Annotated in this window: 31 protein-coding genes and 1 pseudogene; 8 read left to right on the top strand and 24 right to left on the bottom strand. The window is 71.9% G+C overall.

Annotation, left to right across the window (positions count from 1 at the left end; all coding sequences use genetic code 11):
- The first annotated feature begins 78 nt into the window (after positions 1-78).
- Positions 79-768: a TetR/AcrR family transcriptional regulator gene (locus tag EV386_RS12910; protein ID WP_130415592.1), complete on the top strand. Its 690-nt coding sequence runs from the start codon at positions 79-81 to the stop codon at positions 766-768.
- Positions 769-870: 102 nt separating this feature from the next.
- Here EV386_RS12910 and EV386_RS12905 read toward each other — a convergent pair whose 3' ends face one another.
- Positions 871-1,557 carry a helix-turn-helix transcriptional regulator gene (locus EV386_RS12905; RefSeq protein ID WP_130415590.1) on the bottom strand — a complete coding sequence of 229 codons (687 nt, stop codon included), beginning with the start codon at positions 1,555-1,557 and terminating at the stop codon, positions 871-873.
- 40 nt (positions 1,558-1,597) lie between these two features.
- Complete coding sequence (locus tag EV386_RS12900) at positions 1,598-1,978, bottom strand: hypothetical protein (protein WP_130415588.1); 381 nt, start codon at positions 1,976-1,978, stop codon at positions 1,598-1,600.
- 1,242 nt (positions 1,979-3,220) lie between these two features.
- On the opposite strand from EV386_RS12900, the gene mgtE reads away from it, so the two are divergent.
- Together mgtE and EV386_RS19010 are read left to right on the top strand one after the other, a co-directional pair.
- Positions 3,221-4,294, top strand: coding sequence for a magnesium transporter (mgtE, locus tag EV386_RS12895; RefSeq protein ID WP_130415586.1), 1,074 nt, complete (start codon positions 3,221-3,223; stop codon positions 4,292-4,294).
- Between the two features lies 1 nt (position 4,295).
- Positions 4,296-4,727: a DprA-like winged helix domain-containing protein gene (locus EV386_RS19010; protein WP_130416925.1), complete on the top strand. Its 432-nt coding sequence runs from the start codon at positions 4,296-4,298 to the stop codon at positions 4,725-4,727.
- Between the two features lie 184 nt (positions 4,728-4,911).
- On the opposite strand, the gene EV386_RS12885 is transcribed toward EV386_RS19010, so the two are convergent.
- Complete coding sequence (locus EV386_RS12885; RefSeq protein WP_130415584.1) at positions 4,912-5,949, bottom strand: zinc-binding dehydrogenase; 1,038 nt, start codon at positions 5,947-5,949, stop codon at positions 4,912-4,914.
- A 114-nt stretch (positions 5,950-6,063) separates the two neighbouring features.
- On the opposite strand from EV386_RS12885, the gene EV386_RS12880 reads away from it, so the two are divergent.
- Positions 6,064-6,945 carry an aldo/keto reductase gene (locus tag EV386_RS12880; RefSeq protein WP_130415582.1) on the top strand — a complete coding sequence of 294 codons (882 nt, stop codon included), beginning with the start codon at positions 6,064-6,066 and terminating at the stop codon, positions 6,943-6,945.
- Positions 6,946-6,968: 23 nt separating this feature from the next.
- The gene (locus tag EV386_RS12875; RefSeq protein WP_242607957.1) at positions 6,969-7,724 is read left to right on the top strand and encodes a flavodoxin; all 756 of its coding nucleotides are present in this window, start codon (positions 6,969-6,971) and stop codon (positions 7,722-7,724) included.
- On the opposite strand, the pseudogene EV386_RS12870 reads toward EV386_RS12875, so the two are convergent.
- From EV386_RS12870 to EV386_RS18740, 9 genes and pseudogenes are all read right to left on the bottom strand, one after another.
- Positions 7,697-7,855 (bottom strand): annotated as a pseudogene (locus EV386_RS12870) (DUF2255 family protein); the annotation flags it as partial. The gene EV386_RS12875 and the pseudogene EV386_RS12870 overlap by 28 nt on opposite strands.
- Positions 7,852-8,760, bottom strand: a complete 909-nt coding sequence (locus tag EV386_RS12865) for a helix-turn-helix transcriptional regulator (RefSeq protein WP_130415578.1) — start codon at positions 8,758-8,760, stop codon at positions 7,852-7,854. The pseudogene EV386_RS12870 and the gene EV386_RS12865, both read right to left, overlap by 4 nt.
- 111 nt (positions 8,761-8,871) lie before the next feature.
- Complete coding sequence (locus EV386_RS18350; RefSeq protein WP_165399933.1) at positions 8,872-9,501, bottom strand: metallophosphoesterase family protein; 630 nt, start codon at positions 9,499-9,501, stop codon at positions 8,872-8,874.
- Positions 9,498-10,319: a hypothetical protein gene (locus tag EV386_RS18345; protein ID WP_165399932.1), complete on the bottom strand. Its 822-nt coding sequence runs from the start codon at positions 10,317-10,319 to the stop codon at positions 9,498-9,500. The genes EV386_RS18350 and EV386_RS18345 overlap by 4 nt, the downstream gene beginning before the upstream one ends.
- Complete coding sequence (locus EV386_RS12855) at positions 10,309-10,752, bottom strand: hypothetical protein (RefSeq protein WP_130415574.1); 444 nt, start codon at positions 10,750-10,752, stop codon at positions 10,309-10,311. Before EV386_RS12855 ends, EV386_RS18345 begins: the two co-directional genes overlap by 11 nt.
- Before the next feature lie 47 nt (positions 10,753-10,799).
- The gene (locus EV386_RS12850) at positions 10,800-11,003 is read right to left on the bottom strand and encodes a hypothetical protein (protein WP_130415572.1); all 204 of its coding nucleotides are present in this window, start codon (positions 11,001-11,003) and stop codon (positions 10,800-10,802) included.
- A gap of 96 nt (positions 11,004-11,099) precedes the next feature.
- Complete coding sequence (locus tag EV386_RS12845; RefSeq protein WP_130415570.1) at positions 11,100-11,372, bottom strand: hypothetical protein; 273 nt, start codon at positions 11,370-11,372, stop codon at positions 11,100-11,102.
- 611 nt (positions 11,373-11,983) lie between these two features.
- The gene (locus EV386_RS12840; protein ID WP_278025483.1) at positions 11,984-12,733 is read right to left on the bottom strand and encodes a metallophosphoesterase; all 750 of its coding nucleotides are present in this window, start codon (positions 12,731-12,733) and stop codon (positions 11,984-11,986) included.
- Between the two features lie 31 nt (positions 12,734-12,764).
- Entirely contained in the window at positions 12,765-13,493 is a 729-nt protein-coding gene (locus EV386_RS18740) for a hypothetical protein (RefSeq protein WP_242607956.1), read from the bottom strand.
- A gap of 264 nt (positions 13,494-13,757) precedes the next feature.
- Between EV386_RS18740 and EV386_RS12835 the strand changes: the two genes are divergently transcribed.
- Both EV386_RS12835 and EV386_RS12830 read left to right on the top strand, forming a co-directional pair.
- Complete coding sequence (locus EV386_RS12835) at positions 13,758-14,222, top strand: hypothetical protein (protein WP_130415566.1); 465 nt, start codon at positions 13,758-13,760, stop codon at positions 14,220-14,222.
- Positions 14,223-14,298: 76 nt separating this feature from the next.
- Positions 14,299-15,216, top strand: coding sequence for a hypothetical protein (locus tag EV386_RS12830; RefSeq protein WP_130415565.1), 918 nt, complete (start codon positions 14,299-14,301; stop codon positions 15,214-15,216).
- 14 nt (positions 15,217-15,230) lie between these two features.
- On the opposite strand, the gene sbcB is transcribed toward EV386_RS12830, so the two are convergent.
- The 4 genes from sbcB to EV386_RS12810 form a co-directional block, all read right to left on the bottom strand.
- Positions 15,231-16,679: an exodeoxyribonuclease I gene (gene sbcB, locus EV386_RS12825; protein ID WP_130415563.1), complete on the bottom strand. Its 1,449-nt coding sequence runs from the start codon at positions 16,677-16,679 to the stop codon at positions 15,231-15,233.
- Between the two features lies 1 nt (position 16,680).
- Positions 16,681-17,286: a hypothetical protein gene (locus EV386_RS12820; RefSeq protein ID WP_130415561.1), complete on the bottom strand. Its 606-nt coding sequence runs from the start codon at positions 17,284-17,286 to the stop codon at positions 16,681-16,683.
- A gap of 172 nt (positions 17,287-17,458) precedes the next feature.
- Entirely contained in the window at positions 17,459-18,346 is an 888-nt protein-coding gene (locus EV386_RS12815) for a metallophosphoesterase family protein (RefSeq protein ID WP_165399931.1), read from the bottom strand.
- 59 nt (positions 18,347-18,405) lie between these two features.
- The gene (locus EV386_RS12810) at positions 18,406-19,008 is read right to left on the bottom strand and encodes a hypothetical protein (protein WP_130415557.1); all 603 of its coding nucleotides are present in this window, start codon (positions 19,006-19,008) and stop codon (positions 18,406-18,408) included.
- A 502-nt stretch (positions 19,009-19,510) separates the two neighbouring features.
- Here EV386_RS12810 and EV386_RS12805 point away from each other — a divergent pair.
- Positions 19,511-19,942, top strand: a complete 432-nt coding sequence (locus tag EV386_RS12805; protein ID WP_130415555.1) for a hypothetical protein — start codon at positions 19,511-19,513, stop codon at positions 19,940-19,942.
- Between the two features lie 37 nt (positions 19,943-19,979).
- Here the strand turns inward: EV386_RS12805 and EV386_RS12800 are convergent, their stop codons facing one another.
- The 8 genes from EV386_RS12800 to EV386_RS12770 all read right to left on the bottom strand — a co-directional run bounded on the left by EV386_RS12800 (position 19,980) and on the right by EV386_RS12770 (position 24,120).
- Positions 19,980-20,270, bottom strand: a complete 291-nt coding sequence (locus EV386_RS12800; protein WP_130415553.1) for a hypothetical protein — start codon at positions 20,268-20,270, stop codon at positions 19,980-19,982.
- 26 nt (positions 20,271-20,296) lie between these two features.
- Entirely contained in the window at positions 20,297-20,716 is a 420-nt protein-coding gene (locus EV386_RS12795; RefSeq protein ID WP_130415551.1) for a hypothetical protein, read from the bottom strand.
- Positions 20,713-21,147 carry a hypothetical protein gene (locus EV386_RS12790; RefSeq protein WP_130415549.1) on the bottom strand — a complete coding sequence of 145 codons (435 nt, stop codon included), beginning with the start codon at positions 21,145-21,147 and terminating at the stop codon, positions 20,713-20,715. The genes EV386_RS12795 and EV386_RS12790 overlap by 4 nt, the downstream gene beginning before the upstream one ends.
- 46 nt (positions 21,148-21,193) lie before the next feature.
- On the bottom strand, positions 21,194-22,045 hold the full coding sequence (locus tag EV386_RS12785; protein WP_165399930.1) for a metallophosphoesterase family protein: 852 nt from the start codon (positions 22,043-22,045) through the stop codon (positions 21,194-21,196).
- Between the two features lie 59 nt (positions 22,046-22,104).
- The gene (locus EV386_RS18340; RefSeq protein ID WP_165399929.1) at positions 22,105-22,290 is read right to left on the bottom strand and encodes a hypothetical protein; all 186 of its coding nucleotides are present in this window, start codon (positions 22,288-22,290) and stop codon (positions 22,105-22,107) included.
- An 11-nt stretch (positions 22,291-22,301) separates the two neighbouring features.
- Entirely contained in the window at positions 22,302-22,580 is a 279-nt protein-coding gene (locus EV386_RS12780; RefSeq protein ID WP_130415545.1) for a hypothetical protein, read from the bottom strand.
- Positions 22,581-22,662: 82 nt separating this feature from the next.
- The gene (locus tag EV386_RS12775; protein WP_130415543.1) at positions 22,663-23,328 is read right to left on the bottom strand and encodes a hypothetical protein; all 666 of its coding nucleotides are present in this window, start codon (positions 23,326-23,328) and stop codon (positions 22,663-22,665) included.
- A gap of 246 nt (positions 23,329-23,574) precedes the next feature.
- Positions 23,575-24,120, bottom strand: a complete 546-nt coding sequence (locus tag EV386_RS12770; RefSeq protein ID WP_130415541.1) for a hypothetical protein — start codon at positions 24,118-24,120, stop codon at positions 23,575-23,577.
- Position 24,121: the final 1 nt, after the last annotated feature.

The following is a 24,121-nucleotide window of genomic DNA, read 5'->3' as shown; positions in this document are numbered from 1 at the left end:
CCTTACTGTTTGTCAGATAATCAGTAAGGTGGACGCTACACACGGTGGGAGCGTCGAGCAACGGAAAGGGCGACCTTGATGGATGTGCTCTGGGGGCGCAAGGCGCCGCGCGGTCGCGGCCCGCGGCCCCAGCTCACGGTGGAGCAGATCGTGGGCGCGGCAGTCGAGATCGCCGACGCCGACGGGCTGGCGACGGTCACGATGCAGCGCCTGGCAGACCGCTTCGGGTTCACCGCGATGTCGCTGTATCGGTACGTCCCAGGGCGCCCGGAGCTGGTCACACTCATGATCGACGCCGCGATGGGCGCGGCGCCGGCCGGCGACAGGCCCGAGGAGTGGCGGCTGGCGCTGCACGCCTGGGCGATCGACCTGCACACCGTCTTCCGCCGTCACCCCTGGCTGGCGTCGGCCACCCTGCAGGCGCGACCCCTCGGGCCCCACGAACTGAGCTGGATAGAGCGAGCCGTGGCCACGCTGCGCGGCACCGGGCTCACCGGTCCGGAGCAGGTGGACGCCGCCCTGGTGATCGTCGGGCACCTGCGCACCGCGGTGCAGGCCGAGGCCGGCATCGCAGCCGACGACGGCGCCCGCCTGGCCGCAGGGCTCCACGAGACGCTCCGTGAGCACGCGACCGACTTCCCGGCCCTGGCCGAGGCCGCCGCGGACGGCGCCTTCGGCCCACATGACAACGACGGGTTCGCCTTCGGCCTGCGATGCATCCTCGACGGCCTGGCGGCGACCATCGCCGCTCGCGACGAGGCCCACTGAGTCACGGCCGCGACGCGCGTGATCATCGCCCCGGTGCTCTCTCGTGCCGCCGCAACTCCGGTCGACCGGGACTGCGGGCCGTCTCCCCGCAGCCAGCCGCCCTCACCGGCCGACGGGGACGCGGTCCCATCTGGACAGGTCGGCGTCGACGTCGTCGTGGTGCAGGGCGACGAACCGCTCACCCGTGAGCTCGACGGCCTCGATCCGGTCGGTCCGGAACCCGCGCACGCCTCCGCCCGGCCGGGACCACGCCACCAGGTACCAGAACCCGTCACCGTGCAGGAGCCGCAGCGGTTCGACGTCGCGCACGGCCGCGCGGTACCGAAGACGCACGACCTCGCGTCTGGCGATCGCGCCTGGCAGCAAGGCCACGCCAGGGGTTGGTGGGACTCGTCGTGGCCGCAAGACGGCGTCGACCGGGACCACGCCCGCGGACACCTCCGCGCGAACCGCGTCCGGCGCCGCCGCGAGGATGCGGTCGCGTGCGCGGCGGGCGGCCGCCTCGAACGGCGACCCGGTGAGCAGGTCGAGCGCGACGGCGGCGGCCAGCGCCTCGTCGGCGCGGAAGTTGAGCGGCGGCAGCGAGTAGTCCGCGACCACGCAGTGCCCGCCGGACCGACCGTCGACCGCGTAGAGCGGAACACCGGCCGCGCGAAGTGCGGCCAGGTCCCGCTCGATCGTCCTGCGCGAGACGCCGAACTCGCCCGCGAGCCGCTCGGCGGACACCGGCCGCGGCGCTCGGGCGCGCAGGTGGTCGACGACGGCGTGGAGTCGCTCGGACCGCTTCACCCGCACCAGGCTGCCAGCGGCCGGTGACAGGCGGCCACGGTCAGGCCAGCGGCCGGCCCGCGGTGACCGACCAGACGTGGGCCGCCCGCCCGTCGTCGCCCAGGTCGAAGACGTCGATGCCGCCGACGCGCACGCCCGCGGCGTCGTCGTCGGCCCGCCAGACGCACACGGCGTGGCCCGGCCCAGAGCGCTCGACCGTGGTGGCGTAGCGCAGGCCGTCCCGCCCCGCGCGGAAGGCGCCGATGAACTCGGCCAGCGCCTCGGGGCCGCGTAGCGCGTCGGCGTCGGCGGCGAGGGCGGGGTTGCCGAATCGGATCGTGAAGTCGTCGGTGACAAGCCAGGGGGCGAGGCCGAGTTCGCCGTTCCAGAGCCGGCCCCAGCCGTCGATCAAATCGTGCGCGGACAGTCGCGTGGTGGTCATGGCCCCACGATCGCAAGCCGGGGCGACAGCGTTGTGTCGGGGTTTGTCGAGGCCCGCGCTCGCGGCCGACGACGCCGTCGGTCCAACGGGCTTCCTTGAGGTGCTCCCCGACGACGAAGGTCTCCAAGGCGTGACCGAACTCGGTCAGCGCAGCGGGCTCGCGGCGAGCGAGTCTCTCAGGAGTCAGGCGTAGGAGGCGGGACGAGACGCCCGCGCGCTTCAATGAGTGGCAGCGTGTGGGCCTGCCGTACCGTCGACAGCTCTTGGACGTCTCGTTTAAGAGTGAGGCGTACGTCGTCGTCGATCCAGCGCCCGTGGGCGCGGTCGGTGGGCGCCGCGAGCGCCAAAGGGAAGCCGCCGAGCGCGACCCGGACGGCGTCGTCCTCGCAACGTGTCATCGAGTCGGTACCCGCGGCGAACGCGGCCCCAGTGTCTGGATCGGCGAGGAGCCGCACAAGGCAGAAGCTCCGCAAGCGCCGCACCGTGAGCTCCGGAACTGCCGGCACGCGGGGCGACGCCCTCGAGCCCCGCCGTCTCACCCGCGAGGAGGTCCGCGAGGTAGAGGCCGAACGTGGTCCGGTCGATCGTCCCGGGGATGCGGCTCTTCGGCGAGCGCGCCAGGGGCGCGGTCCCTGCGTTCCCGGTGGCGTCGATGGTGACGACTCGCATGGCCCCCACGGTCCGATCCCTGCGCGTGAGTCGCGCGTCGTCGGCGCGAGGCGCCTCGCGGCCACGCTCACTGCCCGCCCTGCCGCGCTGAGCGAGAGGCCCGAACGTGTCGCCCCCGCGCACCGCGGGGTGGCGCGCTCCGTCGATGCGACATCGTGTTTCGCCGCGCCATAGTACGGTTCTTGCGGAATGAGCACGGGCCTCCGCGAAGGAGCGCCGAAACCTGAGGAGGTGGGCAGCCATGAGTTGCGGTCATAGTCGCAAGAGCTCGCCCCTCCTCTCGCGCGCGCACTAACCCCCGCGCGCCGTTGCGGGGTGTGCCGCCCTTTCCCGCCCCGGGTCCTGTGAACTGACGGGGCGCCTATCTACCCCGCCTTCAGACCCTGTGCCGGTCTCGCCTCCCAGGATGTGCGAAGCATCGCGATCTCGCGCATTCCTTCGTGATTCGGCGCCGACTCCCGCCATTTTTGAGGCGCATTCCCGTACCGCCGTGTCATGCCTTTCTGAGAAGGACTTGGCGTACCCGGAGCTGCCCCAGACGCCTCCTCCTCACGCACAGACCAGGAGACTCCCATGTCCCTCGCCGTCACCACCGTCCAGCCGGTCGCGCCCGCCACCGACGCCGCAGCCTTCGACGCGGCCGCCTTCGAGAAGGACACCGCCGGTCGCATCATGACGACCGCCTACATCGCCCTCGAGCGCAGCCTGACCGCCGCCGAGGCCATCGACGCCGTCCGGGCCCAGGCTCACGACGCCGAGACGATCTACACCCTGTACGTCGTCGGGCACTCGGGCCGGCTTGAAGGGGCGATCTCGCTGCGCGAGCTGCTCGTCGCGGCGCCGACTTCCCTGGTGTCGACGATCATGTCCCAGCCCCCGATCTTCGTGCGCACCGACGCCGACCAGGAGCGGGTCGCCCGTCAGATGGCCGACCTGGACCTCATCGCGATCCCGGTCGTTGACGCGGACACCCGGCTCGTCGGCATCGTGACGGTGGACGACGCGATCGACGTCATAGACGACGAGACCACTGAGGATATGTACAAGGCGGCCGGCCTGGCCGACGTCAGGACCAGCCAGACGGAGGTGTCGCGCTCCGAGCAGATGACGCACGGCAGTCTCTGGTCGATCATGAGGTCCCGCCTTCCGTTCCTCGCCATCACGCTGGTGGGGGGCATGGTCGCCGGCGGCATCGTGGAGGGATTCGAGGAGACGCTCGAGTCGGTCATCGTGGTCGCGTTCTTCATCCCGCTGATCATGGACATGGGAGGGTCGGTCGGCACGCAGTCCTCGACCGTCTTCGCCCGGGCGGTCGCGCTCGGCCACATCGATATCAAGACGTTCCGGAGGCCGTTCCTCAAGGAGGCCGCCGTGGGCGTCACCCTCGGCACGCTCGTGGGCCTCGCCGGCGGCCTCGTGGCCGGCGTCTGGCAGCAGGACCTGTACCTCGGCCTGGCCGTCGGCGGTGCGCTCATCACCACGATGACGCTCTCCGCGATGCTCGGCTTCCTGGTGCCGTGGTTCCTCATCAAGATCGGCACCGATCACGCCTCGGGTGCGGCCCCGATCGTCACGTCGATCAAGGACATCTCCGGGCTGGCGATCTACTTCTCCTTCGTGGCGCTGTTCATGGGCCACCTGATCTGACCTGGGCCCCGCCCACGGCTCGCCCTGCAGGTGCGGCTCGACCGAGCAGCGCCAGCTAGGTCAGCCCGATGCGACTTCGGCGCGCAACGGCCGACTCGTCGAGATCTGCCGCTACGCCCGCACGCCCACGGACGCACGCGTCGTCGCACCCCAGTTCATCGACGAAGGCATCGCCTTCACCGCCATCCTGCACGCAGCGACGAGCTCGACGGACACGGCTGTCACAACAGGACCGGACGCGACCGTCACGCCCGCCGCGCAGGCAATTCTCGACGCGCTGGGCGCCACGCCGGCGACGATCAACGACCTCGCTGAACGCACAGGGAAAGCCGCTCCCGCGCTCCGCAAGACCCTGCGCGCCCTACGCGACGCCGGCCGGGTCGAGCAGATCGGCGGTCCGGGACGCGCCACGACGTACTGGCGCCAGCCCTGAGGGTCCCGCAGGGTCGGCCCACGCGGCAAGAGGGCAGCGGCGTTCGGCGAGGCTGGCGCAAGCAGTGCCCGTGGCCTGGAAGCGCGCTCTCGTCAGGGCCTTGACGCCCCGGTGACCAGCCAGGTGGTCATGCGGTTCTCCTTCGTGCTGGTGATGCGGTGCCTGTCCTCGTGCGTCCGCTCGTTCAGGGCCGCACCAGCACCTTCAGCGCCTCGCGGTCGTTCATCGCCTGGTAGCCGGCGGGCACGTCATCGAGGGAGACGGTGCGGTCGAAGACCTTGCCCGGGTGGATGGTCCCGTCCAGGACCTTGGGCAGGAGCTCCTCGATGTACGCCCGGGCGGGCGCGACGCCGCCGGTGAGGGTGACGTTGCGGAAGAACATGCGCCCGAACCCCACGTTCGCGTCCTGGTACTGCGGCACGCCCACGCGGGAGACGACGCCGCCGGCGCGCACGACGCCGAATGCCTGGTCGTAGGCGGGGGTCAGGCCCACGCACTCCAGGACGACGTGGGTGCCGTCCCCGCCCGTGAGCTCCTTGACCCGCTCGACGCCCTCCTCGCCGCGCTCGGGCACGACGTCGGTCGCGCCGAACTCGACGCCCAGGTCGGTGCGTGCGGTGTGGCGGCCCATGAGGATGATGCGCCGGGCGCCGAGCAGCTTCGCCGACAGGACGGCGGACAGGCCGACCGCGCCGTCGCCGATCACCGTGACCGTCGTGTCCGTGCTCACGCGCCCCTTGGTCGCGGCGTGGTAGCCGGTGCACATCACGTCCGACAGGGTCAGCAGGTCCGGCAGCAGCTCGGAGTCCAGCCCGACGGGCAGCTTGACCAGGGTGCCGTCGGCCTGCGGGACACGCACGGCCTCAGCCTGCCCGCCACCGACGTCGCCCACGCCCCAGGACCCGCCGTGGCGGCAGGAGGTGTGCAGGCCCTCGCGGCAGAAGTCGCACGTGTTGTCCGCCCACACGAAGGGGGCGACGACGAGGTCGCCCTTGCGGACGGCGGCGACGTCGGCTCCCGTCTCCTCGACCACGCCCAGAAACTCGTGCCCCATCGCCGCGACCCCGGAGCGGGTGCCCGACCCGTGGTAGGCGTGCAGGTCGGACCCGCAGACGCAGGACAGCACGATCCGCACGATCGCGTCGGTGGGCTGCAGGATCTTCGGTTCGGCGGTCTCCTCGACACGGACGTCACCGGCGCCGTACATGAACGTTGCTCGCATCTGACCAGGTTGCGGGCTGTGCCCCGTCGGCGGGAGTCACTGTCAGTACCCCCTTGACGCAGGGGGTACCGACAGTGCCTGCCTCGCGGGCCCGGTGGTTCGTACGGTGAAGGCATGACCGTTCCCACCCGGACCCTGAACATCGGCGTCGAGCTGCCCGCCCTGGGCTTCGGCGTCTTCCAGACCACGCCCGAGGAGACGCTCGACGCGGTCACCGAGGCGCTGCGCGTCGGCTACCGGCACATCGACACCGCCGCCGCCTACGGCAACGAGCGTGAGGTCGGCGAGGCGATCCGCCGCTCGGGCGTGGACCGGTCCGACGTCTTCGTCGAGACCAAGGTCTGGATCAGCGACTACGGCTACGACGCCACGCTGCACGCGTTCGACAAGTCCGCCGGCAAGCTGGGCCTGGAGCAGATCGACCTGCTGATCCTGCACCAGGCCCTGCCGTCCCGGTTCGACCTCACGGTCGAGGCCTACCGGGCGCTGGAGCAACTGCAGGCCGACGGCAAGGTCCGGGCCATCGGCGTCTCCAACTTCATGCGCACCCACCTGGAGCGCCTGCTGGCCGAGACGAGCGTGGTGCCGGCCGTCAACCAGATCGAGGTCCACCCCTACTTCCGCCAGTCCGACGTGCTGGCGGCGAACGCCGCCCACCAGGTCCTCTCCCAGGCGTGGTCGCCCATCGGTGGCATCACCGCCTACCGCGGGGCCGGCTCGCGCACCTTCGACGACCCGACGATCGTCGCCATCGCGAAGGAGCACGACAAGAGCGCCGCGCAGGTCATGCTGCGCTGGCACCTGCAGCAGGGTCGTTCGGCCATCCCCAAGTCCACCAAGCCGGCCCGCATCGCCGAGAACTTCGACGTCTTCGACTTCGAGCTCACCGGCGACGAGCTGGCGGCGATCGACGCGCTGGACACCGGTGTGCGCCGCGGGCCGGAACCGGATGCCATCACGCTGGGGACCTTCGGCCGCGAGATCCCCGAGGCGTGATGCGCGGGCTGGCGGAGCCGGCCGTGGCGGTCGACCGCCGCACCGTACTGCGGGCAGGCCTGGCCATCGGCGGGGTGTTGCTGGCGGCGGCCTGCTCCCCACCTGGGCCCGACACCGCGACCTCGACGGCGCCCTCGTCGTCGGGGCCCGCCTCACCCGGCCCGACGACGTCGCCGCGGCCCGCTGAGCCGACGTCGTCGCGCGTGCTCCTGGCCTACTTCTCGCGGGCTGGGGAGAACTACCACCACGGCGACCGGACGATGCTCGACGTGGGCAACACCAAGGTGGTCGCCGCGACGATCGAGCGGATCGTCGACGGTGCGGACCTCGACGTCTACGAGATCGAGGCCGCCAACCCCTACCCCGAGGACTACGAGCAGACCGTCGACCGCAACGTGCGCGAGCAGCAGGACGACGCCCGCCCCGCCATCGCGAACCCGCTGCCCGACCTCGCCGGCTACGACGCCGTGCTGCTCGGCGGCCCGGTGTGGAACGTGCGTGCGCCGATGATCATGCGCACCTTCGTCGAGGGCGCCGGCCTGAACGGTACGACGGTCCACCCGTTCGTCACCCACGCCGGCAGTGGCATGGGCAGGGTGCGGGACGAGTACGTCGAGATGTGTCCCGCCTCCGCGGTCACCGACGGGCTGGCCGTCCGGGGCGAAGAGGCCCGTGAGGTTGAGCCTTCCGTCACCGACTGGCTGCGCGGTCTCGGCCTGCCGGCCGTCCGCGCGCGCCGGAACCAGCCGTTGGCCGGGCCGCGCGCCGAGCGGATGTAGAGGTCGCCGCCGAGGGTCACGTGCCAGATTGTGGTGTACGGGCGCTGGCTCCCGCCCGGACGGCGCGGCGCGACCTCCAGCTCTGTCGCTCGCCCGATGCGGTCGAGCTCGTCCGGGGTCCAGGTGCTCATGCCTCTCCTCGGCTCTCGGCGCCGGCACGGTCTGGCTCGGGCAGCTGTTCGGCGTCCTGGGTCGCTGCCCAGGAGCTCAGGAGCCTCAGGGCGTCAGCGGTGGGCGACCCCGCGGGCGCGGTGTAGACGTTGAGGTACAGCACGGGCTCCGACGGCAGCTTCATGGACTCGAAACTCAGGTCGAGCTGCCCCACGACCGGGTGCCGCAGCCGCTTGCGGCCACTGCGGTGGAACACCACGTCGTGCGACGCCCAGCGCCCGCGGAAGAGCTCGCTGCGCGTCGACAGCTCGCCCACGAGCTGGATCAGCTCCCGGTCGTGCGGGTTGCGGCCGGCCTCAAGGCGCAGCATCGCCGCGGCGTCGTTCGCGACCCGCTCCCAGTCGACGAAGAAGTCCCGCGCCGCCGGGTCCAGGTAGATGAACCGGGTCGTGTTCGCCGGGCGCCGCGGGTCCGCGAACACCGGCGCGTACAGCGCCCGGCCCATGCGGTTGCTCGCGAGGATGTCGTGCCGGCCGTTGCACACCCAGGCGGGCGCGTCGCCGATGGCGTCGAGCATCTGCTGGACCGCGGGACGCACCGCGCCCGTCCTCGCGTGCGTCCGCCGACGCGCCGGCCCGGCGGCTCGCGCCAGGCTGAAGAGATGCTCCCGCTCGGCCTCGTCGAGCTGCAGCGCGCCGGCCAGCGAGTCGAGCACGCCGTCGGAGGCGCCCGAGAGGTTCCCGCGCTCCAGGCGCACGTAGTAGTCGACCGAGACGCCGGCCAGCATCGCGACCTCCTCGCGCCGCAGTCCCTTGACGCGCCGGTTGCCGCCGTAGGCCGCCAGCCCCGCCTGCTCGGGCGCGACGCGTGCCCGCCGCGAGCTGAGGAACTCGCGGACCTCGGCCCGGTGATCGTCGTGGCTCATGGTCCTCCACGCTAGGCGCTCCCACGCCCCCGAGGCAGGTCCTGGCAGTACCTGCCTGAGTGGTGCACACCGAGCCGCGGTCCTGACGCGCTCGTGTGGACGCCCGAACTCTCAGCGGCTTGCTGGACCGCGGCGCAGGTCGTCGAGGTGCGCGGCGAGGGTGCGCTCGTGGACTGGGCGGTAGTCCCACCAGTCGACGCCGACGTTGACGCCCCAGGTGCCGCGCCTGGACTTGCGCTCGCGGTACGCCTCGTGGACGTGGCCGTGCAGCAAGGGGATCCCGCGGTCGCGCAGGCGGAACGCCTCGTACCGGTCGGTGTCGGCGTGGTCGCCGTCGTAGGGGAAGTGGGACAGCATCACGCGGGGGTGCTGTGCGTTCTTCTTCGTCGACGGCAGGGTGGTGACGGCGAAGTCGAGCACGGCGTCGAACCCCGCGTCGAGGTACGCCTTGCGGTGGGCCCAGCCGCCGCGCATCCCGGCCCAGCAGGCGTCGTGGTTGCCGGCGATGAGGATCTTGGTGCCGTGCAGCTGCGTGACCTTCGCGAGGTTGGTGGGCTTGCCGTGCATGTCGACGTCGCCGAGCACCCACACGGTGTCGTCCGGGGCGACGGTCTCGTTCCAGCGTTCGATGAGCGCGGCGTCCATCTGCTCGACGGCGGCGAACTGGGCGCCGCGGGCAGCGGAGAGCGTCAGGAGGTTGGCGTGCCCGAGGTGCAGGTCGGCGGTGTAGAAGGTTGTCACTGGCTCTCCTCGGGGGTCGGCTGGTTGATGGTGTCCTCGGCGTCCTCGCCGGTGATGTGTCGGCGGAGGAGGCCGACGATGAACTCGGCGCGTTCGCGTGGGGTTTGGCCGTAGCCGGGGCAGCCGGCGGAGCCGCCGGCGATCTCGGTGCCCTCGTCGATCGTGTCGTCCTCGTAGATGCCGACGCCGTCGGGGTCCACCCCGCGGAAGGCGAGGGAGGGCACGGGGTGGACGTCGAGGTCGAGCGTCCAGTGCTCCCACCGTTCCCGGAAGTAGAAGCGGCGGCCCGCGATGGCGCCGGTCCATTGCTCGGGCGCGGCGCCGCCGTGCTCGGTCACGACGACGTCGGGTTGCGTGGCGAGCCATGCCGCCAGGTCCTGCGCCTCATCTGCCGCTCGCGCGCGGGCGGCCTCGTCCACGGGCAGCGTCGGCCACGTGGCGCGGGCGCCGCCCAGGGTGCGGGCAGGCGTCGTCGCCGAGGCGCCTCGGCATCGGCACGCGAAGCCGAAGTCGTGGAGCCCTTCGGGCAGGCGGGGGTGGCAGGAGCAGTCGCAGGGCGCTCCGCTCTCGTCGGCGGGCAGGAAGAGCCGCTCGACCGCGAGGTGTGCGAGCGTGTGCGCGTCCGCGCCGGCGTCGCCCGTGAGGTGGTCGGCGAAGGCTGCGGCGAGGTCGTCGGTGTACCGGGCGCGCGCCGCCGCCTGCTTCGCGTCGCGCTCCCGGCGGAGTCTCTCGAGAGTGCGGTCGGACGCGAGGCGCCATGCCTCGCGTCGGGCGATCTCTGCGGCACGCCAGCGGGCGTGCGCGTCGTCAGTGGTCATCGGTTTCCTCGCCGTCGTCATCCGCGGCGGCCTCGACGGCCGACGCTGGAGTGGTCTCGCCGCCGTCGTGCGCCGTCGTCCTGTCGAGGTTCTCGACGGCCCAATGAAGGACGAGGGTGGCCGCCTCGCCCAGGGTGGTGAGGCCGTGGCGTTGTGCGACGCCGGACAGGGCGATCACCGCCTGGTCGTCCAGGCATACCGCGCAGTCGGCGTTCTCGAACCTCTCGCGTGCCTGGTCGGCGGTCATGGCGCCGAGCCAGTGGGCGACGTGCTCCCATGTCGCCCCAGCCTTGACGGCGGCCTTGACCACCTGGGCGAGGTGGATTTCGGCCTCTTGGTGGACCTGTTGGGCGCCGACGGCGAGTTCGAGCAGCGCGCGGGCGGACTCGTCGGGGAACGGCTCGGGAGCGCGTGGGACGGGTTTGGTGGTCATGGGCGCAGGATTCCTCTCGGTGCTGACAGTGGATGACGGCGGCGGGGTCAGCGTCCGGGCGACGGTACGCAGACGTTGGCGGCCAGGAGGAGCAGCCGTCGGGCTGCGACGGGGACGGACACGCCCCAGGTTGCGGCGATCTCCTCGAGGACGCCGCGTTCGACGTCGGTCAGGGGGACCGACACGCGGTTCGGGCCGCGCCCGAACGTGGGCTCGACGTCCGGGCGGGCTGGCTGGTGCGGTTCGTTCATGGGTCTGTCTCCAATGCGGGGTAGAGGCGGGTCGTGCTGTCGTGACTGATGTGGGGTGGGGTTGTGATCTGGTCCAGGGCCTCAGCGCGGGCGTGCTCAGCGGGCCTTGCGCGCCCTGGTGGGGGCGGCATCGCAGGCGTCGCAGAGCGTCTGCCACCACCCGGTGTCGCGCAGCGCCACGGCCTCGTTGGTTCCGCAGGTCTCGCAGGTGCCGTCCGCCTCGGCTGCGGCGGCCCTGATGGCGGCGCAGAACCGGTCCTCCCGAAGATCCGCACGCACGGTGGCGCCGCCGCACGGGCCGATCACGTCGAGGACCGGGCCGGTCGCCGGGCCACCAGCCATCCGCGGCGTCGATGCGGCCTGTGACACCGACCAGGCCGTCCGCGAACGTCGTCGCCACAGACGCGACCTCCAGGACGAGCGTCTGTGTGCCTCCGACGCGCGTGCCGTCGTCCGCGCCGTGGCCCGCAGCGGCGGGCTCGACGGACAGGACGGAGGTTCGTCCTGCGCCGAGCAGCGGCCTGACCAGGCCGCGGGCCCTGGTGTCGTGGGACCAGTCGGTCTCCACCTTCGTCAGCAGGTAGGTGTTGCCGCCGCCGGTGACCTCGACGAGGCCAGGGTCGTCGCCGTCCGTGGGGCCGGTGCGGACGAAGGCCCACTGGCCGCCGTCGCTCGTGGTGACGTCGACGCGCGAGACCAGCCACGGGTTGGGGGAGAAGTCGTTGATGGTGTCCATGCTGGTTCCCTCCGGTCGGGGGTGCGGTACCCCTGTGTGGTGGGGTCGCCATGTGCTCCGAGCTACGGGACCGGCAGGTTCCACCCCGTCGAGCTGGTGGGTCGACGGCCCAACCGCCCACACCGGATCGATGAGATCGACGAGGTGGACCGCCGTGATGTCGTCGCTCGACACGGCGCACCGTGGAGGGCAGACGGTGTAGCGCGCGGCTGGCCGACCACCATCCGTCGAGCACGCCCTCGCGTCAGACATGAAAGGCGCTGTAGGTCTTGGTCGTCGTGTCGAACCGGAGCATGTTGAGGCGTCCGGTGTGCTCGACGCCGCCGTCGAGGTAGTAGTGGCTCGCGCCATCGAAGTGGACGGCGTGCCCGCCGTCCAGGTTCAGGGTCGAGGTCGCGATGTGCCCGGCGACGATCGTCTTGACGAACCGCCCTGTGGTGGCGGGGAACTTCGAGACAAGGACATGCTCAGGCGTGGACAGGCGCCAGCTCTCGCCGGCGGCCTCGTCGATCCCGGCGTGGACGAAGATCTGGTCGTCGGTCTCGTGGACGAGCGGGCGCCCGCGCAGCCACGCGATCACGGCGCCATGCCGCGCGGTGAGGGCCGCCTTGACGGCGGCGTTCAGCGACGCCAGCGCATCGACGTCGTGACGGTCGCTCTCGAGTGCGCGTGCCGTGTCATCGCCCGGTGCGGCGCCGAGGAACGAGTGGACGGTGCGCAGCCCGACGTCGAGGTCCGCCAGGAGCCAGTCGAGGTCATCGTCGTCACCGTCGATCCACTCAAGGAAGTCGGTCTCATGGTTGCCCAGAAGCGCGACGACGCGCTCGGGGTGTCGCAGGGCGAGGCCCCGGACGGTGGTCAGGACGCCGAGGCTGTCGGGGCCTCGGTCGATGTAGTCGCCGAGGAACACGACCCGCGCGCCGGGGTCGCCGTCGAGATTGACACGATTGAGCGCGGCGTGGAGCGCGGTCAGGCATCCGTGCAGGTCGGGGATGGCGTAGATCGTGGGGATGGTGGTCGTCCTGTCAGTCGTGGGGGCTGTGGTCGCCGAGCAGGCCTGGGGGAGGTGTGGCCTCGCCGCCTCGTCGCCAGGGTCGACGCCAGCGGGGGGCTCGGGGGTCGATGGGGCCGATGCGGTTGTCGAGTTCGGTGTCCAGGGCGGCGAACTGCGGCGGCATGGGCATGCCGCGGTCGGCCAGGCCGAGGATGGGATCGGTGAGTAGGGCGGTGACGGTGATGTGGGGGCGCAGGTACGTCAGGCGGGCGTGGACGTCGTCGACGACGTCGCGGTCGCCCTGGGTGATGACGGTGACCGCGGCAGTGTCGTAGCCGCCGTCGGCGATCCTGGCGACGTCGTCGGACACGGCGAAGGCGAGCGCGTCACCCAACCGCTCCCCGTCGCTCATGTCGAGGTAGTGGTAGCCGCGCTTGTCGTTGTACGCGCAGATGGTGGCGCGGATCGCCTCGACACGCTCGTCGTCGGGGCTCATGCCGATGACGGCGGCGACGTCGTAGCAGACGACGTGCGAGCCCAGGCGCTGCCGCCAGCCGCGCCGCGCCCGGTGGTGTCCGAGGGGCTCCCACCCGCCGGCCGAGGCGATGGCCTCATGGTGGAGGCGGTCGACATCGGCGGTGGCCGCCTGCGGCGGAATGACCGCGTCGGTGGTGACGAACAGCACGCGCACCTGCTGGCGCGGGAAGGGGCCGGGCGCGGGGAGGCTCCCGGAGCCGTCGTCGGTGTGTCGGTCGGTCATGGTCTGGTTCCTCTCGTCGTGGGTCGGGGTCAGTGGACCTCGCTCTCCATGTGGGGGTGCGGAGGCGGCCTGTTCCACGCCCGAGGGCCCTGGTGCGGCCAGTGCCTCCAAGGCATGGGTGGGAAGGGGTGCGCGTGTGATCCAGCGACGAGGCGCGATTGGTGGTCTCGCGCCGAGGTTTCGGCGTCTCGGAGCAGATGCGGGGCCCTTCCCACACAGGGGGCATGGGGCAGCTTCGCCCCACCGAGATCCGGAAGGCTCACGATGCCCAGCACCCTCACCCCCAGCACGACCACCCCGAGCACCCTGACTCCAACCGCAGCGGAGTTCCTCGCCCTCGTGGCAGCGCTCGATGAGCCCTTGCCAGACCTGGTGCGGCCATTGCGTTGGGCGCGTGGGCTCGCGGGTGAGGAGGTGGTCGAGGGGCGCCTGGAGTCGTTGACGCAGATTGCGGACCTGCTGCCGTTCTCGGTGGATGGGTGGCTGACGGTCGGCACACTGGACCGGCCACCCGGTCCGGGCTACTTCTACGCCCAGGCGATGTGCCTGGGCCGCGAGTACGCGGTGCAGGTCACCCAGGCCCATCCGGACGGGCGGATCCCGCTGTCGGACCTGGCCCACGGCGACCAGAGCCTGCTCTCGCGGGCGGAGGCGATCGCGGTCATGGTCGCCCACTGCCAGGAGCCCGGGTCGGTCGGCGGGTACGCGCAGAGCGTCGAGTGGTACTGAGACGCTGGGCGCAGCCGGGTGCGGCGTCGGTGGGTGTGTGGTCGGTGGTCAAGTCGGGTGCGGGAAGGATGCGCGCATGAGTGAGGAGACGTGGCCGGGGCGGTTTCCGGTCCCGCGGTGGTTGGAGCCGTTGCTGCCCGACGTCGTGGCGCCGCTGCTGCTCGACGTCGTCGACGGCGCGGACGGGGAGGAGTTCTGGGGCGTCGCGCCCGACGGCGCGCGCCGTCTGCTCGGTGCGGAGTTGGAGGCGTCGTACGACGCGGTCGAGGACGTCGATGTGATGCTCTCCGACGAGGTCGCCCGACGCTACGGCGGGCTGGGCGTGGGCCGGCGTTCCCCGATGGCGTTCGTGCCGTCCCAGGGTGGGGGCACACGTCTGCTGTTCGGCATCACTGATGCGGATCGTGTCGCCGTTCTGGCTGACGCCTGGCGGCAGTTCGCCGAGCGCGACGCGCGGTGGCGGGCGGAACCGTCGTTCCTCAACGCGTTCGCGTGGGTCGACTCCCACCCGGCGTTCTGGGTGCGGGACACCGCGAGCGACCCCGGACGTGAGGACTGGACCGACGCGCAGTTCTGGCGGTGGCGCACCGGCGGGCACATGCGCCATGTCGAGGTCCAGCCGCGCCTGTCGGCCGACGGGACGGTCGTGGTCGAGCTTGAGACGGGCGGGCACGTGCCCGACCAGCACCGCTACGACAACGACGGCGCCTACACGGTCGAGGGCGCGTACCGGCAGCACTACTACGACCCGCGCCTGGACGTGTCCGCGCCGACCTTCGAGGAGGCGGTGCGCCGCCTGGCCCTCGCCGTGGACGCCGTGTTCGACGACGAGGGCTGTGAACGGGCGGACGCGCCCGCACCGGTGGACATCCTGCCCGCCGGTGTCGCCGCGGAGACGGACGCGCTCATCGGCGAACGGCCGCCCCAGCCGCGGGTCCGATTCGCGGACCTCGGGTCATACCGGCGACGCGGCGGGCCGCCGCCGTCGGCGTGAGGTCGGGTGCCGACTCAGGCGTTGGCTGGCGCCGCCGAGGCGGCGAGCTCGCCTCCCCAGTCGCGCAGGTCGTGGAGGATCGCGGCGCTGCGCTCGTCGTCATGCTCTGCGGCGAGATCGTCGATCGTGGCTAGGTACTCGGAGTACGAGGGTGTCGCGGGCGTGCCGTCGACGATGTGCCGACGGCGCGTCTGTTCCCACTGCGACAGGTCGTGCGCGGTGAGAGTCGCGGGCGCGTGGCGCGCCCGGTACCGCCGGACGAGGTCAGAAAGGTCCGGATGGTCGAACCCCGACGCCTGCCGCCCCGGGTCGGCGCGGACCACGTCCAGCCGCCTGCGGTCGGCACTCTCGACGAAGGTGCCGTACAGCGTCGTGTCGACGTCGGGCGCGGTGGCGTCGCTCGCGTCGGTGCGCCTTGCGTAGATCGCGCGGAGCCTCTCATCCAGTCGCCCGCCGCCGACGGGAAGGCGTGCGCGATGGCGTTCGATCGCAGCCGGATCCATGCCCCATCGCTGGGCGGCGGCCCACCGCTCGTCGCCGGTCAGGGGCAGGATGATCGGACACCGGTTGACCTTGATCGTCACCAGGCCCGGGCGGGTCACCCCTTCGGGCAGGTCCGCGCTCTTGGTGAAGAGCCTGGTGCGAATCTCGTCGGTCGACCGGTCCGCCAACTCCGACGGGTCAGTCCGCAGGTCCCAGGCGACGAGGCAGTTTGCGTCTGTGGGGTGCCACGCGAGCGGAACCATCGCGGACAGGAAGCCGCGTGCGGCTCCTGCGAACGGGTTGATGTACAGCAGCGGGGCACGGTCGACCAACGCCCGGTCCAGTTGGCGCCTGACCGTCTGCTTGGTGCGCTGGCCCAGCGCGTGCGCCCACAGGTCCGGGTGAGCCTGCCGCGCCAGTCGTGCCAGGCCGATCGTCGCCATGACGTCGCTGAGCGCGTCATGCGCGTCGTGCTCAAGCCCGTTCGCGTGTGCGAGGTCTTCCAGCCGGAACGAGGTGTGGCCGTCCTCTCGGGCGGGCCACTGAACGCCGCCGGTCCGCAGCGCGTGGGCGAGTTGGAGGACGGGCAGCAGGTCCCATCGGCTGTTGCCGTTGGCCCACTCGCGCCGGTACGGGTCGAGTAGGTTCCGCCAGAACAGGAACCGTGACACCTCGTCGTCGAAGTCCAGCGAGTTGTACCCGACGACGATCTGGTCAGGCTCGGACATCAGCGCGTGGATGCGCTCGGCGAACTCGCACTCCGGGACGCCGCGGTCCAGGCACATCTGAGGCGTGAGCCCGGTGATGAGGCTCGCCTTCGGGTGCGGGAGGCGGTCTGTTGGAGGGTGGCAGTACCAGACGATCGGCTCGCCGATGACGTTCAGGTCGAGGTCGGTGCGGATGGCCGCGAACTGCGCCGGACGGTCGTACCGCGCGTCAGTGCCGAAGGTCTCGTAGTCGTGCCAGAGGAATGTGGCCATCTCAGAGGAGTCCCATGGTGTCGAGCGTGTCCTCGGCGAGGGGCGCGGCGATCAGGTACAGGTGCGCTCCGACCGCGGCGTCAAGGGCGTGCAGGACAGCCGCGCGCGGAACAGAGACGAAGTCGACGTCGCCTCCCTGCACAGCGGCCTGGACGTCATCGCCGACCGCGCCGACAGGCAGTCGGAACGCGCCGCCGTCGGGGCTGGTCGCCAGGACGTCCCACTCCAGGAAGCCGTCACCGTCCTGCGCGGCCTGTCCGATGCGCACGACGACGGCGTCGTGCTCAGCGCTGCCTGTGAACTCGGCGTAGGTGTCGCTCACCGTCGACTCCACCACCAGGCTCGCGTGATGCTGGTCGGCGCCCACCCGTCTCACGAGCGACAGCAGGTGACCCCAACCTGGCAGGTGCCACCGGTCGTCGCCGTCGCCCTGGAACGCGAAGCAAAAGGGGAAGGTCTCCGGCGTCGGGTCCAGCACGGTCTGGTCGATCGGGATCCGCTCGCCGTCGGGCGACGTGAGCTCGGTCGCTCCGTGGAGGGCGCCGAAGGCGATCGCTTTGAACCGCTCGTCGATCCGGTGGAGCTCGACGGGGGAGGACAAGGACATGTGCTGCTCTTCTCTGAGTAGGCCTCGCGGTGCGGAACTGACTGTCACGCCCGCCCTGGGGCGTGAGCGTCAGGTGGCGCGGTCCGCGCCGTGATCTGACGGGCGCGTGTCGCGCGCCCCATGACACGGTCAGCGGGCCGCCCCGTGCGTCCCGGTGGGGTGGGGCGCTCGGTCATGCGCCGTGGATCGCGGTGACCTCGGCGGTCTCGACGTCGAGCACGACGACGTTGCCGGGGTGGTCGTAGCCGGGGGTGCTGGTCGCGTACTCCGAGCCCTCCTTGCCCAGGCCCTCGATACGGCACGTGAACGGCTCACCGGTGGGTGCGTCCTCGGCACTGGGTTGGCCGGTGACCTCGAGCGTGTAGCGCGCGTGGTGGTGGCCGTGGAAGACGACGCTCGGGCGGGCGGCGAGCCAACCGCGTGTGACCTGGGATCGCACGTGGTCGCTGTACGCGACGATGTCGGGCGCGAGCCCGCGCACGTGGTGGTTGAGGCGCCCGCCGGGGACCGGCCCCGGCGTCTCGTGCGAGAGCCAGTAGTCGACGACGCCGCGGGCGGCGACGTCGTCCTCGACCGCCTGTGCGTGGGCCTCGGTCACCTGCTCGCCGAACCACCAGTCCCTGCCCGGGCGGCGGCGCATCAGGTCGACCGACGCGGCCCCGCCGAGCGACAGGAACGACCTGCCGGCGATCGAGAGCCGATACGGGCGCGGGAAGCAGCGGATGCGTTCGCCGAGGGCGCGCAATCCGCGGTCGTCGGTCGCGGCCGCCTCAAGGGCGTCCCAGTTGTCGTGGTTTCCCGCGGTGAGGTAGAGCGTCATGCCCCGCCGGTCGAGCGCCCGGTCGAGGTCGGCGACGAACCCGCCGAACCGGTGCCCCGAACGGGCCGTCTCGCCGGGCCAGGGGCCGACGCCGAGGTCGCCGACGTGCAGGACCGTGCGCACGTCGGGCGCGGCGTCGTCGAGACGGTCGAGCGCGCGCTTGGCCCACCATGTGTCGCCGTGCCAGTCACCGGCCACGGCCACGCGCGTGTCGGGCAGCGCCAGGCTCGTCTTGGTCATCAAGGCCTCCACAGGAGTCTTTGGGGTCTTCGGCCGCGCCGGCCCCGACGGACGGCTCATCACCGCAGGCCGTGGGCCGTGATGAGCGCCTCGGTGACAGGGCCGTTGGTGAGCCACACATGCATGCCGATCGCGATGTCGAGGTCGTGGCCGGTCGAGCCCGCGGGGAACTCCATGCGGGCGGTGGCGCACATCGACTGCTCGTTGGTGAGGATGTCGTCGGGGACGGCGCCGACCGGGACGTAGGCCGTCTCGCCGGTGTCCCCGTGGTGGAGCATGTGCCACACGTCGGCGGGGCCGCCGTTGCGCGCTTGGCCGATCTCGATGCCGAGCAGACCGTGTCGGCCCGACCCGGTGACTTGGGCGAAGTGGCTGTGGGACTCGTGGGCCACGATCAGCCAGCGGTGGTCCTCGTCGCGACCGACCTGGTCGAGCAGATCCCAGATCTCGTCCCAGCCGCCCAGGCGGTGGTACCTGTCGCCGTCGGCGGTGAACTGGTAGACGAACGGCGAGTGGCCGTCGTCGGTGCGCTGATCGGGGACCTCGACGGCTTCGCCGGTCGCGATGTCGGTCGGGGCGCCCAGGCCCATCACGGCGCCGAGGGCGATCGCGACCTCGTCGCCGCGCAGGAGGCTGGCGAGCAGTGGGGAGGAGGGGTTCATGGGAACCGCCTTTCGGTTGAAGGGTCCAGCGGGTGCTGGGCGGTCATCGGCTTGTGTGGGGTGGGGTCGTCGGGTGCTCCGCGGACGGCGACTCGCCACCGCGAGGGCACAAAGCGCGGGCAATCCGGTTGAACTCGCCGCCTCGTGGTCGCCCACACGGCCGTCGGCCGCTGGCCCGCGTGGGAGCGCCATCGAGTGACGCATGCTGACGCGTCCACTCGCCTGGGACCGGTTCTTCCGCCACGCTGATGCGTGCGGCGCGGTCAGTGTCGGCACACCTCGGGGTGGGTTGAGGCCGCCGCCCCGACGTGACGGGCGACGACCCCGCGGAGCCGAGCGATGGAGGTACGGCGTGGGAAGCGAGAGCGTAGGTCAGGTCCAGGGCGATGAGGTGCAGTTCCGCCTTGACGAACTCGGCGACCTCCGCAGGGCGCGCGCTGCGGGCGCGTTGCATGGGGCCGCACGGGTCGCTTTGACGGATGGCCGAACGGCTGACGTCGGCATGGAGCACGTGTCCGGCCGCCTCGTGTACGCGTTCACGCAGGACGGTGACGGTCGTCATCCCCTGCGCGACTGGCCCCACCTGTACGAACTGCTCGAGCTCGTCGGAACCGACGAGGGCCACACCTTCCTCATCGTCGACGGCGCGCACGGGAGCTTCTACGCGCAAGCGATCGGCAGCGGCCGCCACGACCTGCTCGCCGCCGAGGTCGCTCTCCTCGGCGAGGATCGCGGCCTGTCCCGCTCGTCCTACGTTCTGAGCGCCGGGCCCACGGGGGAGATGTGGAGTGTGCCGACCGGCGCCGTCCCAGACGACCTGTACGAGGCGGCGGCGAATTCGCCCCAGTACGAGGTTCCCAGGGAGGCTGTCGTGAGCCGGCTCGACGCAGCCATGGGCATGCTCGTCTTCCTTGAGGCGCAACTCGCTCGATAGGCGCTGAGCAGCGCACGGCACGCAGGGCCGGTGAGTCTCAAGCCCCTGCATCGTCAGTCCGCGCGTCGCCGGCGAGGATTGTCGCGGGCTCGCAGAGGATGCGTTCGACGACGGCGCGCTGATGGTCGGTGAGGTTGGCGGCCGTGGTGTGCTCGACCGCGATCGCCCACCACACGGTGGTGTCGATGGCGCAGTTCGGGCAGGTGCGCGGGGAGATCACGCCGAAGGTGCCCATGCGGGGTGGGTAGTCCCATCCGTCGCTGTGGGCCTGCTCCTCGTCGAGGACCTCCGTGCGGCCGCAGGACTCGCAGATGTGGGTCAGTCGCATGGTCGTGCCTTTCGGGGTGCTCGAGCTCACGCGTCGTGTTCGTCGTCGCCGGTCCGGTCGGGGTCGACGGCGTCGGGCTCGCGTGTGTCGTCGACGGCGGGCGTGGCGGGTGGGGCCTCGTCGAGGAGAGCGGTCAGCGCCTCTTTGAGGGTGCGGATGCCGCGTCGTGCGGCGAAGGCGCCTAGGAGGATCACGGTGTGCTCGTCGAGGTAGACGGCGGCGTCGGTGTGCTCGAACCGCTCGCGTGCGTGGTCGGCGGTCATGTCGCCGAGCCAGCGTGTGACCTGCTCCCAGGTGGCCCCGGCCTTGACCGCGGCCTTGACGGCCTGGTCGAGGTGGGTCTGTGCCTCGGTGTGGACCTGCTGGGCTCCGACGGCGAGCTCGAGCAGGGCGCGGGCCTCGTCGGTGGGGTGCGGGGACTGCGGCGGGGCGGGGGTGGCGCTCATGGGGTGATCGAACCCTCCGGGTCTGACGCGGGCGGGTCGGTTGGCGAGTCGGTGGGCGTCAGCGCGGCGAGGTCCTCGGCGGACAGCGGGCCGTCGACGTGTTCGGCGGCGCGGGCCAGCCGCCACTGGTCGTCGAACAGGAGGCCGGGGTCCCAGGTGTAGCGGTGGCGGCGTCCGACGCGCACCACGTCGGGCACGAAGTCCTCGCGGTCGATCGCGGTCGGGTCGCTCAGGTCCGGGTAGCTGATCAGCTCGACCAGCGGCCACCACTCGCCGTCGCCGACGAAGCGCGTCGCCCCGGCGCCGCCGCGGGCGCGCATCACATACGGGCGGCCAGGGCGGGTGTCGATCAGGTAGACCGTGGGTGAGGTGGAGTGGACGGCGTACACGCCTGGCTCAGCGGTGACCAGGTGGAGCGTGGTGTGGGTCATGGGTGGTCCTGTCTCGGAGTGGGGCGGTGGTCTCGTTGAGGTGGGCTCAGAGGAGCAGGTCGGTCACAGCGGCGGTGGCGACGTCGAGCAGGACGGCGTCGCCCTCCTGGTGGTCGGTGGGATGGCCGTCGAAGGCGCGGTGCGGGGTCCCGTCCATGCCGAGGGACTCGATGCGGCAGGTGAACGGGTCGCCGTCGGTGTCACCGATAACGGTGTCCGTGTCGCGTAGGTGGTAGTGGCCGTGCAGGAGGACTCGGGGGCGGACGGCGTTGAACGCGCGGGTCAGGCGGCGTCGTCCCTCGGCGCAGTACTCGCGCACGTCGGCGGGCCAGCCGCCGGGGTTGGCGCGGATGATCTGCTGGACGCGGCGGGTGGCTGGCTCGGGAGTGTCGTGGGTGAGCATGATGTCGGCGGTCCCGCCGGCGATCACCGACTCGACGTCGACGGGGGTGATGGCCTCCTGCAGCCACCAGGTCTTGCCGAGGGTGCGGTCGCGGAGGTCGATGGACGGCGCCCCGCCGAGTGAGACGAGGGTGCGCTCGACGCCGCCTGTCCCGGCCAGGGTGAGGCGGTGTCCGCGTGGCAGGACGGCGATGTGGTCGGTGAGCCACTTGACGGCGCCCCAGCCGTCGTGGCGGTCGGTGGCCTCAGTGCGGTCGATGCGGTCCCAGTTCTCGTGGTTGCCGGGGGTGACGAGGATGGTCACCCCGTGCTGGGCGCACGCGCGCTCGACCTTGCGCAGGTAGGAGGCGCCGGACGGGCCGGGCCAGATGCCGAAGTCGCCCAGGTGCAGCAGCACGTCGCAGCCGGCCTTGGCGGTCGCGGCCACGGCGCGCATGGCCCACAAGGTGTTGCCGTGCCAGTCGCCGGCGACGACGACGGTGTCTCGGTGGTTCATCGGGTCCTCGTTCATCGGGTCCTCACTGTCAGGGTGGGTCGGGCCGCGGCGGGTGGCTCTCACGGCGCCCAGCGGCGCACGCGCATCCGCTCGCGCCACATGTCGAGCGGGTCGCCGGTCAGTTCGGAGGTGGTCTCGGGCTCTGGGTTCCAGTCGGCGAGGTCGGCCATGTCGGACCAGTCGAGTCCGTCGTGGTCGTCGAGGTCGTACGGGTCGAGGTCGTGCGGGTTGGCGCGGTGGCGCATGGGGTCTCCTGTCAGAACTCGTCAGGTGAGATGTCGCAGACGTTGGCGGCCAGGAGCAGCAGTCGCTCGGCCGCAAGGGGCACGTCCACGCCCCAGCCGGCCGCGATCTCCTCCAGGAGCGCGCGTTCGGCGGAGGTCAGCGGGACGACGACGTGGTGGGCGCCGTGCGCGACCGCCGGGTCGTCCTCGCGGGCTTCCTGGCGCCCGTAGACGTCCTCGTACTCGTATTCGTACTCGTAGGGGTGGCCGTCGTCGTATCCGAACTCGTGCCGGTGCTCGTGCTCGTTCATCGGGCTTCCTCTCGTGTGTCGCTCGTCGGGTGTGGCGCTTGCCCGCGTGGCGCGGTGGGGTGGGAGCCCCGCGTAACGCCGGTCAGGGGGTGGTCGGGGTGAGCAGGTGGCGGGAGTCGGCGACGACGTAGGGGGCGGTCGGCGCGGCGATCTCGCGGTAGTGGTGGGCGCACCACGCCAGGGTCCCTGCGTCGTCGGCGCCTGCGTGGGGGGCGGTGACGCGGTGGGCGGTCACGACGTAGGCGCGTTGGCCGCAGCAGCGTCCGGCCTCGTCGTGGTAGCGGGCGGGCATGGGCGCGTCGCAGCGTGCGAACGGGTCGACCTCGCCTGGCGCGGCACCGGGCGTCACGTGCGGCTCCTCGGGGTCGCGGGGCTCGGTGGCCAGCGACCCGAGCGGGGAGGGGATGTCGACGGCGTAACCGGCCTGTTCGAGCGTGTCGCGCGCCGTCGCGGCGTGGGTGGCGTTCAGGTGCAGGCGGTGGCGGCAGCGGCGGGTCCCCGGCACGCGCGGGTCGATGCGGTCGCCGTGCTCGTCGGGGTGGCGCCAGGTGGGCGGGGTGTCGTCGGACCAGGCCGGGTCGAGCGTGGCCAGGACGCGTGCGACGCGGGCCAAGGCGGGGTGGAAGGCCTGGGTGGCGCGGCGTGCGTCGAGGTCAACCTCGACGACGTCGCCGAGCGCGCGCAGCACCACCACGGGGCGGGCGTTGGTCACAGACGCGGTGGTGGGAGTGTGGGGGTGGACGGTCACGGTGGCCTCCTTGGCCGGTCGGGCCCGCACGGCGGGCGTGTCAGTCAGATGTGTCGGGCGGATGCGTCAGTGGTGTCGGTCGGGCTTGCGGGTCAGCGGAGCGGCGGGCGGGCGATGGTGCTCGCTGCGTGCTCTCGGAGCACGCCCTCTCGCTGTGCGTCCTTCCCTTGTGGGGGGATGCGCGGGTGCTCCGAGGACGCCGATGACCGGCGTCGTTGGGGGCGCTCCCACCTGCGGGGACGCCGCTCATCGTGGCGTGTCCCTTGCCGTGCCGTCCGACGCCTCGTGGTCCCACGCTGCGATGGCGTAGGCGCGCGCCACCGCCATGGCCTCGTCGGGTGAGGCCGTCACGCGGCGGCGGCCGTGACGTCCGGCGTGCAGGTGCGTGACCTTGTACCGGATGGGCGGTTCGGCGCTGACAGGCAGGTGGCAGCCGTGCTCGTCCACGGGCGAGTCGGCGATGACTGCCACCCGCACCACGTCGTCGGCGGTGACGTGGGCGTAGACGCGGTAGTTCGCCTCCCCACAGGTGCGGACGGACACCGTTCCGAGCGCCTCCAGCGCGCCGGCCATCTCGATCGCGGCGATGCCCGTCCAGGTCGAGGGGCACACCGCGGGCAGGACCGGCGTCGGGCGTCCCGCGGACGGTTCCGACGCCGGGTTCGCGGCGGACGACGCCCGAGGTGTGCCCGCTGGGCCGTGGCCGTCAAGAGAGCCGCCGTCGGGGGCGTGGCCGTCAGCGCCCGGCTGCGGACGACGCGGGGAGCGGGTGTTTTCGGTGGAGCGGGTCATC

The organism is Xylanimonas ulmi (assembly GCF_004216535.1).
Classification (GTDB): domain Bacteria; phylum Actinomycetota; class Actinomycetes; order Actinomycetales; family Cellulomonadaceae; genus Xylanimonas; species Xylanimonas ulmi.
The sequence above is the reverse complement of the archived record's forward strand: the minus strand, read 5'-3'. Positions and strand labels throughout refer to the sequence as shown.

Excerpts from the sequence above, each read along its gene's own strand:
- EV386_RS12910 (WP_130415592.1), top strand. The coding sequence starts at position 79 with ATGGATGTGCTCTGGGGGCGCAAGGCGCCGCGCGGTCGCGGCCCGCGG.
- EV386_RS12900 (WP_130415588.1), bottom strand. The coding sequence starts at position 1,978 with ATGACCACCACGCGACTGTCCGCGCACGATTTGATCGACGGCTGGGGC.
- mgtE (WP_130415586.1), top strand. The coding sequence starts at position 3,221 with ATGTCCCTCGCCGTCACCACCGTCCAGCCGGTCGCGCCCGCCACCGAC.
- EV386_RS12885 (WP_130415584.1), bottom strand. The coding sequence starts at position 5,949 with ATGCGAGCAACGTTCATGTACGGCGCCGGTGACGTCCGTGTCGAGGAG.
- EV386_RS12880 (WP_130415582.1), top strand. The coding sequence starts at position 6,064 with ATGACCGTTCCCACCCGGACCCTGAACATCGGCGTCGAGCTGCCCGCC.
- EV386_RS12865 (WP_130415578.1), bottom strand. The coding sequence starts at position 8,760 with ATGAGCCACGACGATCACCGGGCCGAGGTCCGCGAGTTCCTCAGCTCG.
- EV386_RS18345 (WP_165399932.1), bottom strand. The coding sequence starts at position 10,319 with ATGACCACTGACGACGCGCACGCCCGCTGGCGTGCCGCAGAGATCGCC.
- EV386_RS12855 (WP_130415574.1), bottom strand. The coding sequence starts at position 10,752 with ATGACCACCAAACCCGTCCCACGCGCTCCCGAGCCGTTCCCCGACGAG.
- EV386_RS12850 (WP_130415572.1), bottom strand. The coding sequence starts at position 11,003 with ATGAACGAACCGCACCAGCCAGCCCGCCCGGACGTCGAGCCCACGTTC.
- EV386_RS18740 (WP_242607956.1), bottom strand. The coding sequence starts at position 13,493 with ATGACCGACCGACACACCGACGACGGCTCCGGGAGCCTCCCCGCGCCC.
- EV386_RS12835 (WP_130415566.1), top strand. The coding sequence starts at position 13,758 with ATGCCCAGCACCCTCACCCCCAGCACGACCACCCCGAGCACCCTGACT.
- EV386_RS12830 (WP_130415565.1), top strand. The coding sequence starts at position 14,299 with ATGAGTGAGGAGACGTGGCCGGGGCGGTTTCCGGTCCCGCGGTGGTTG.
- sbcB (WP_130415563.1), bottom strand. The coding sequence starts at position 16,679 with ATGGCCACATTCCTCTGGCACGACTACGAGACCTTCGGCACTGACGCG.
- EV386_RS12820 (WP_130415561.1), bottom strand. The coding sequence starts at position 17,286 with ATGTCCTTGTCCTCCCCCGTCGAGCTCCACCGGATCGACGAGCGGTTC.
- EV386_RS12815 (WP_165399931.1), bottom strand. The coding sequence starts at position 18,346 with ATGACCAAGACGAGCCTGGCGCTGCCCGACACGCGCGTGGCCGTGGCC.
- EV386_RS12810 (WP_130415557.1), bottom strand. The coding sequence starts at position 19,008 with ATGAACCCCTCCTCCCCACTGCTCGCCAGCCTCCTGCGCGGCGACGAG.
- EV386_RS12805 (WP_130415555.1), top strand. The coding sequence starts at position 19,511 with ATGGAGCACGTGTCCGGCCGCCTCGTGTACGCGTTCACGCAGGACGGT.
- EV386_RS12800 (WP_130415553.1), bottom strand. The coding sequence starts at position 20,270 with ATGCGACTGACCCACATCTGCGAGTCCTGCGGCCGCACGGAGGTCCTC.
- EV386_RS12795 (WP_130415551.1), bottom strand. The coding sequence starts at position 20,716 with ATGAGCGCCACCCCCGCCCCGCCGCAGTCCCCGCACCCCACCGACGAG.
- EV386_RS12790 (WP_130415549.1), bottom strand. The coding sequence starts at position 21,147 with ATGACCCACACCACGCTCCACCTGGTCACCGCTGAGCCAGGCGTGTAC.
- EV386_RS12785 (WP_165399930.1), bottom strand. The coding sequence starts at position 22,045 with ATGAACCACCGAGACACCGTCGTCGTCGCCGGCGACTGGCACGGCAAC.
- EV386_RS18340 (WP_165399929.1), bottom strand. The coding sequence starts at position 22,290 with ATGCGCCACCGCGCCAACCCGCACGACCTCGACCCGTACGACCTCGAC.
- EV386_RS12780 (WP_130415545.1), bottom strand. The coding sequence starts at position 22,580 with ATGAACGAGCACGAGCACCGGCACGAGTTCGGATACGACGACGGCCAC.
- EV386_RS12770 (WP_130415541.1), bottom strand. The coding sequence starts at position 24,120 with ATGACCCGCTCCACCGAAAACACCCGCTCCCCGCGTCGTCCGCAGCCG.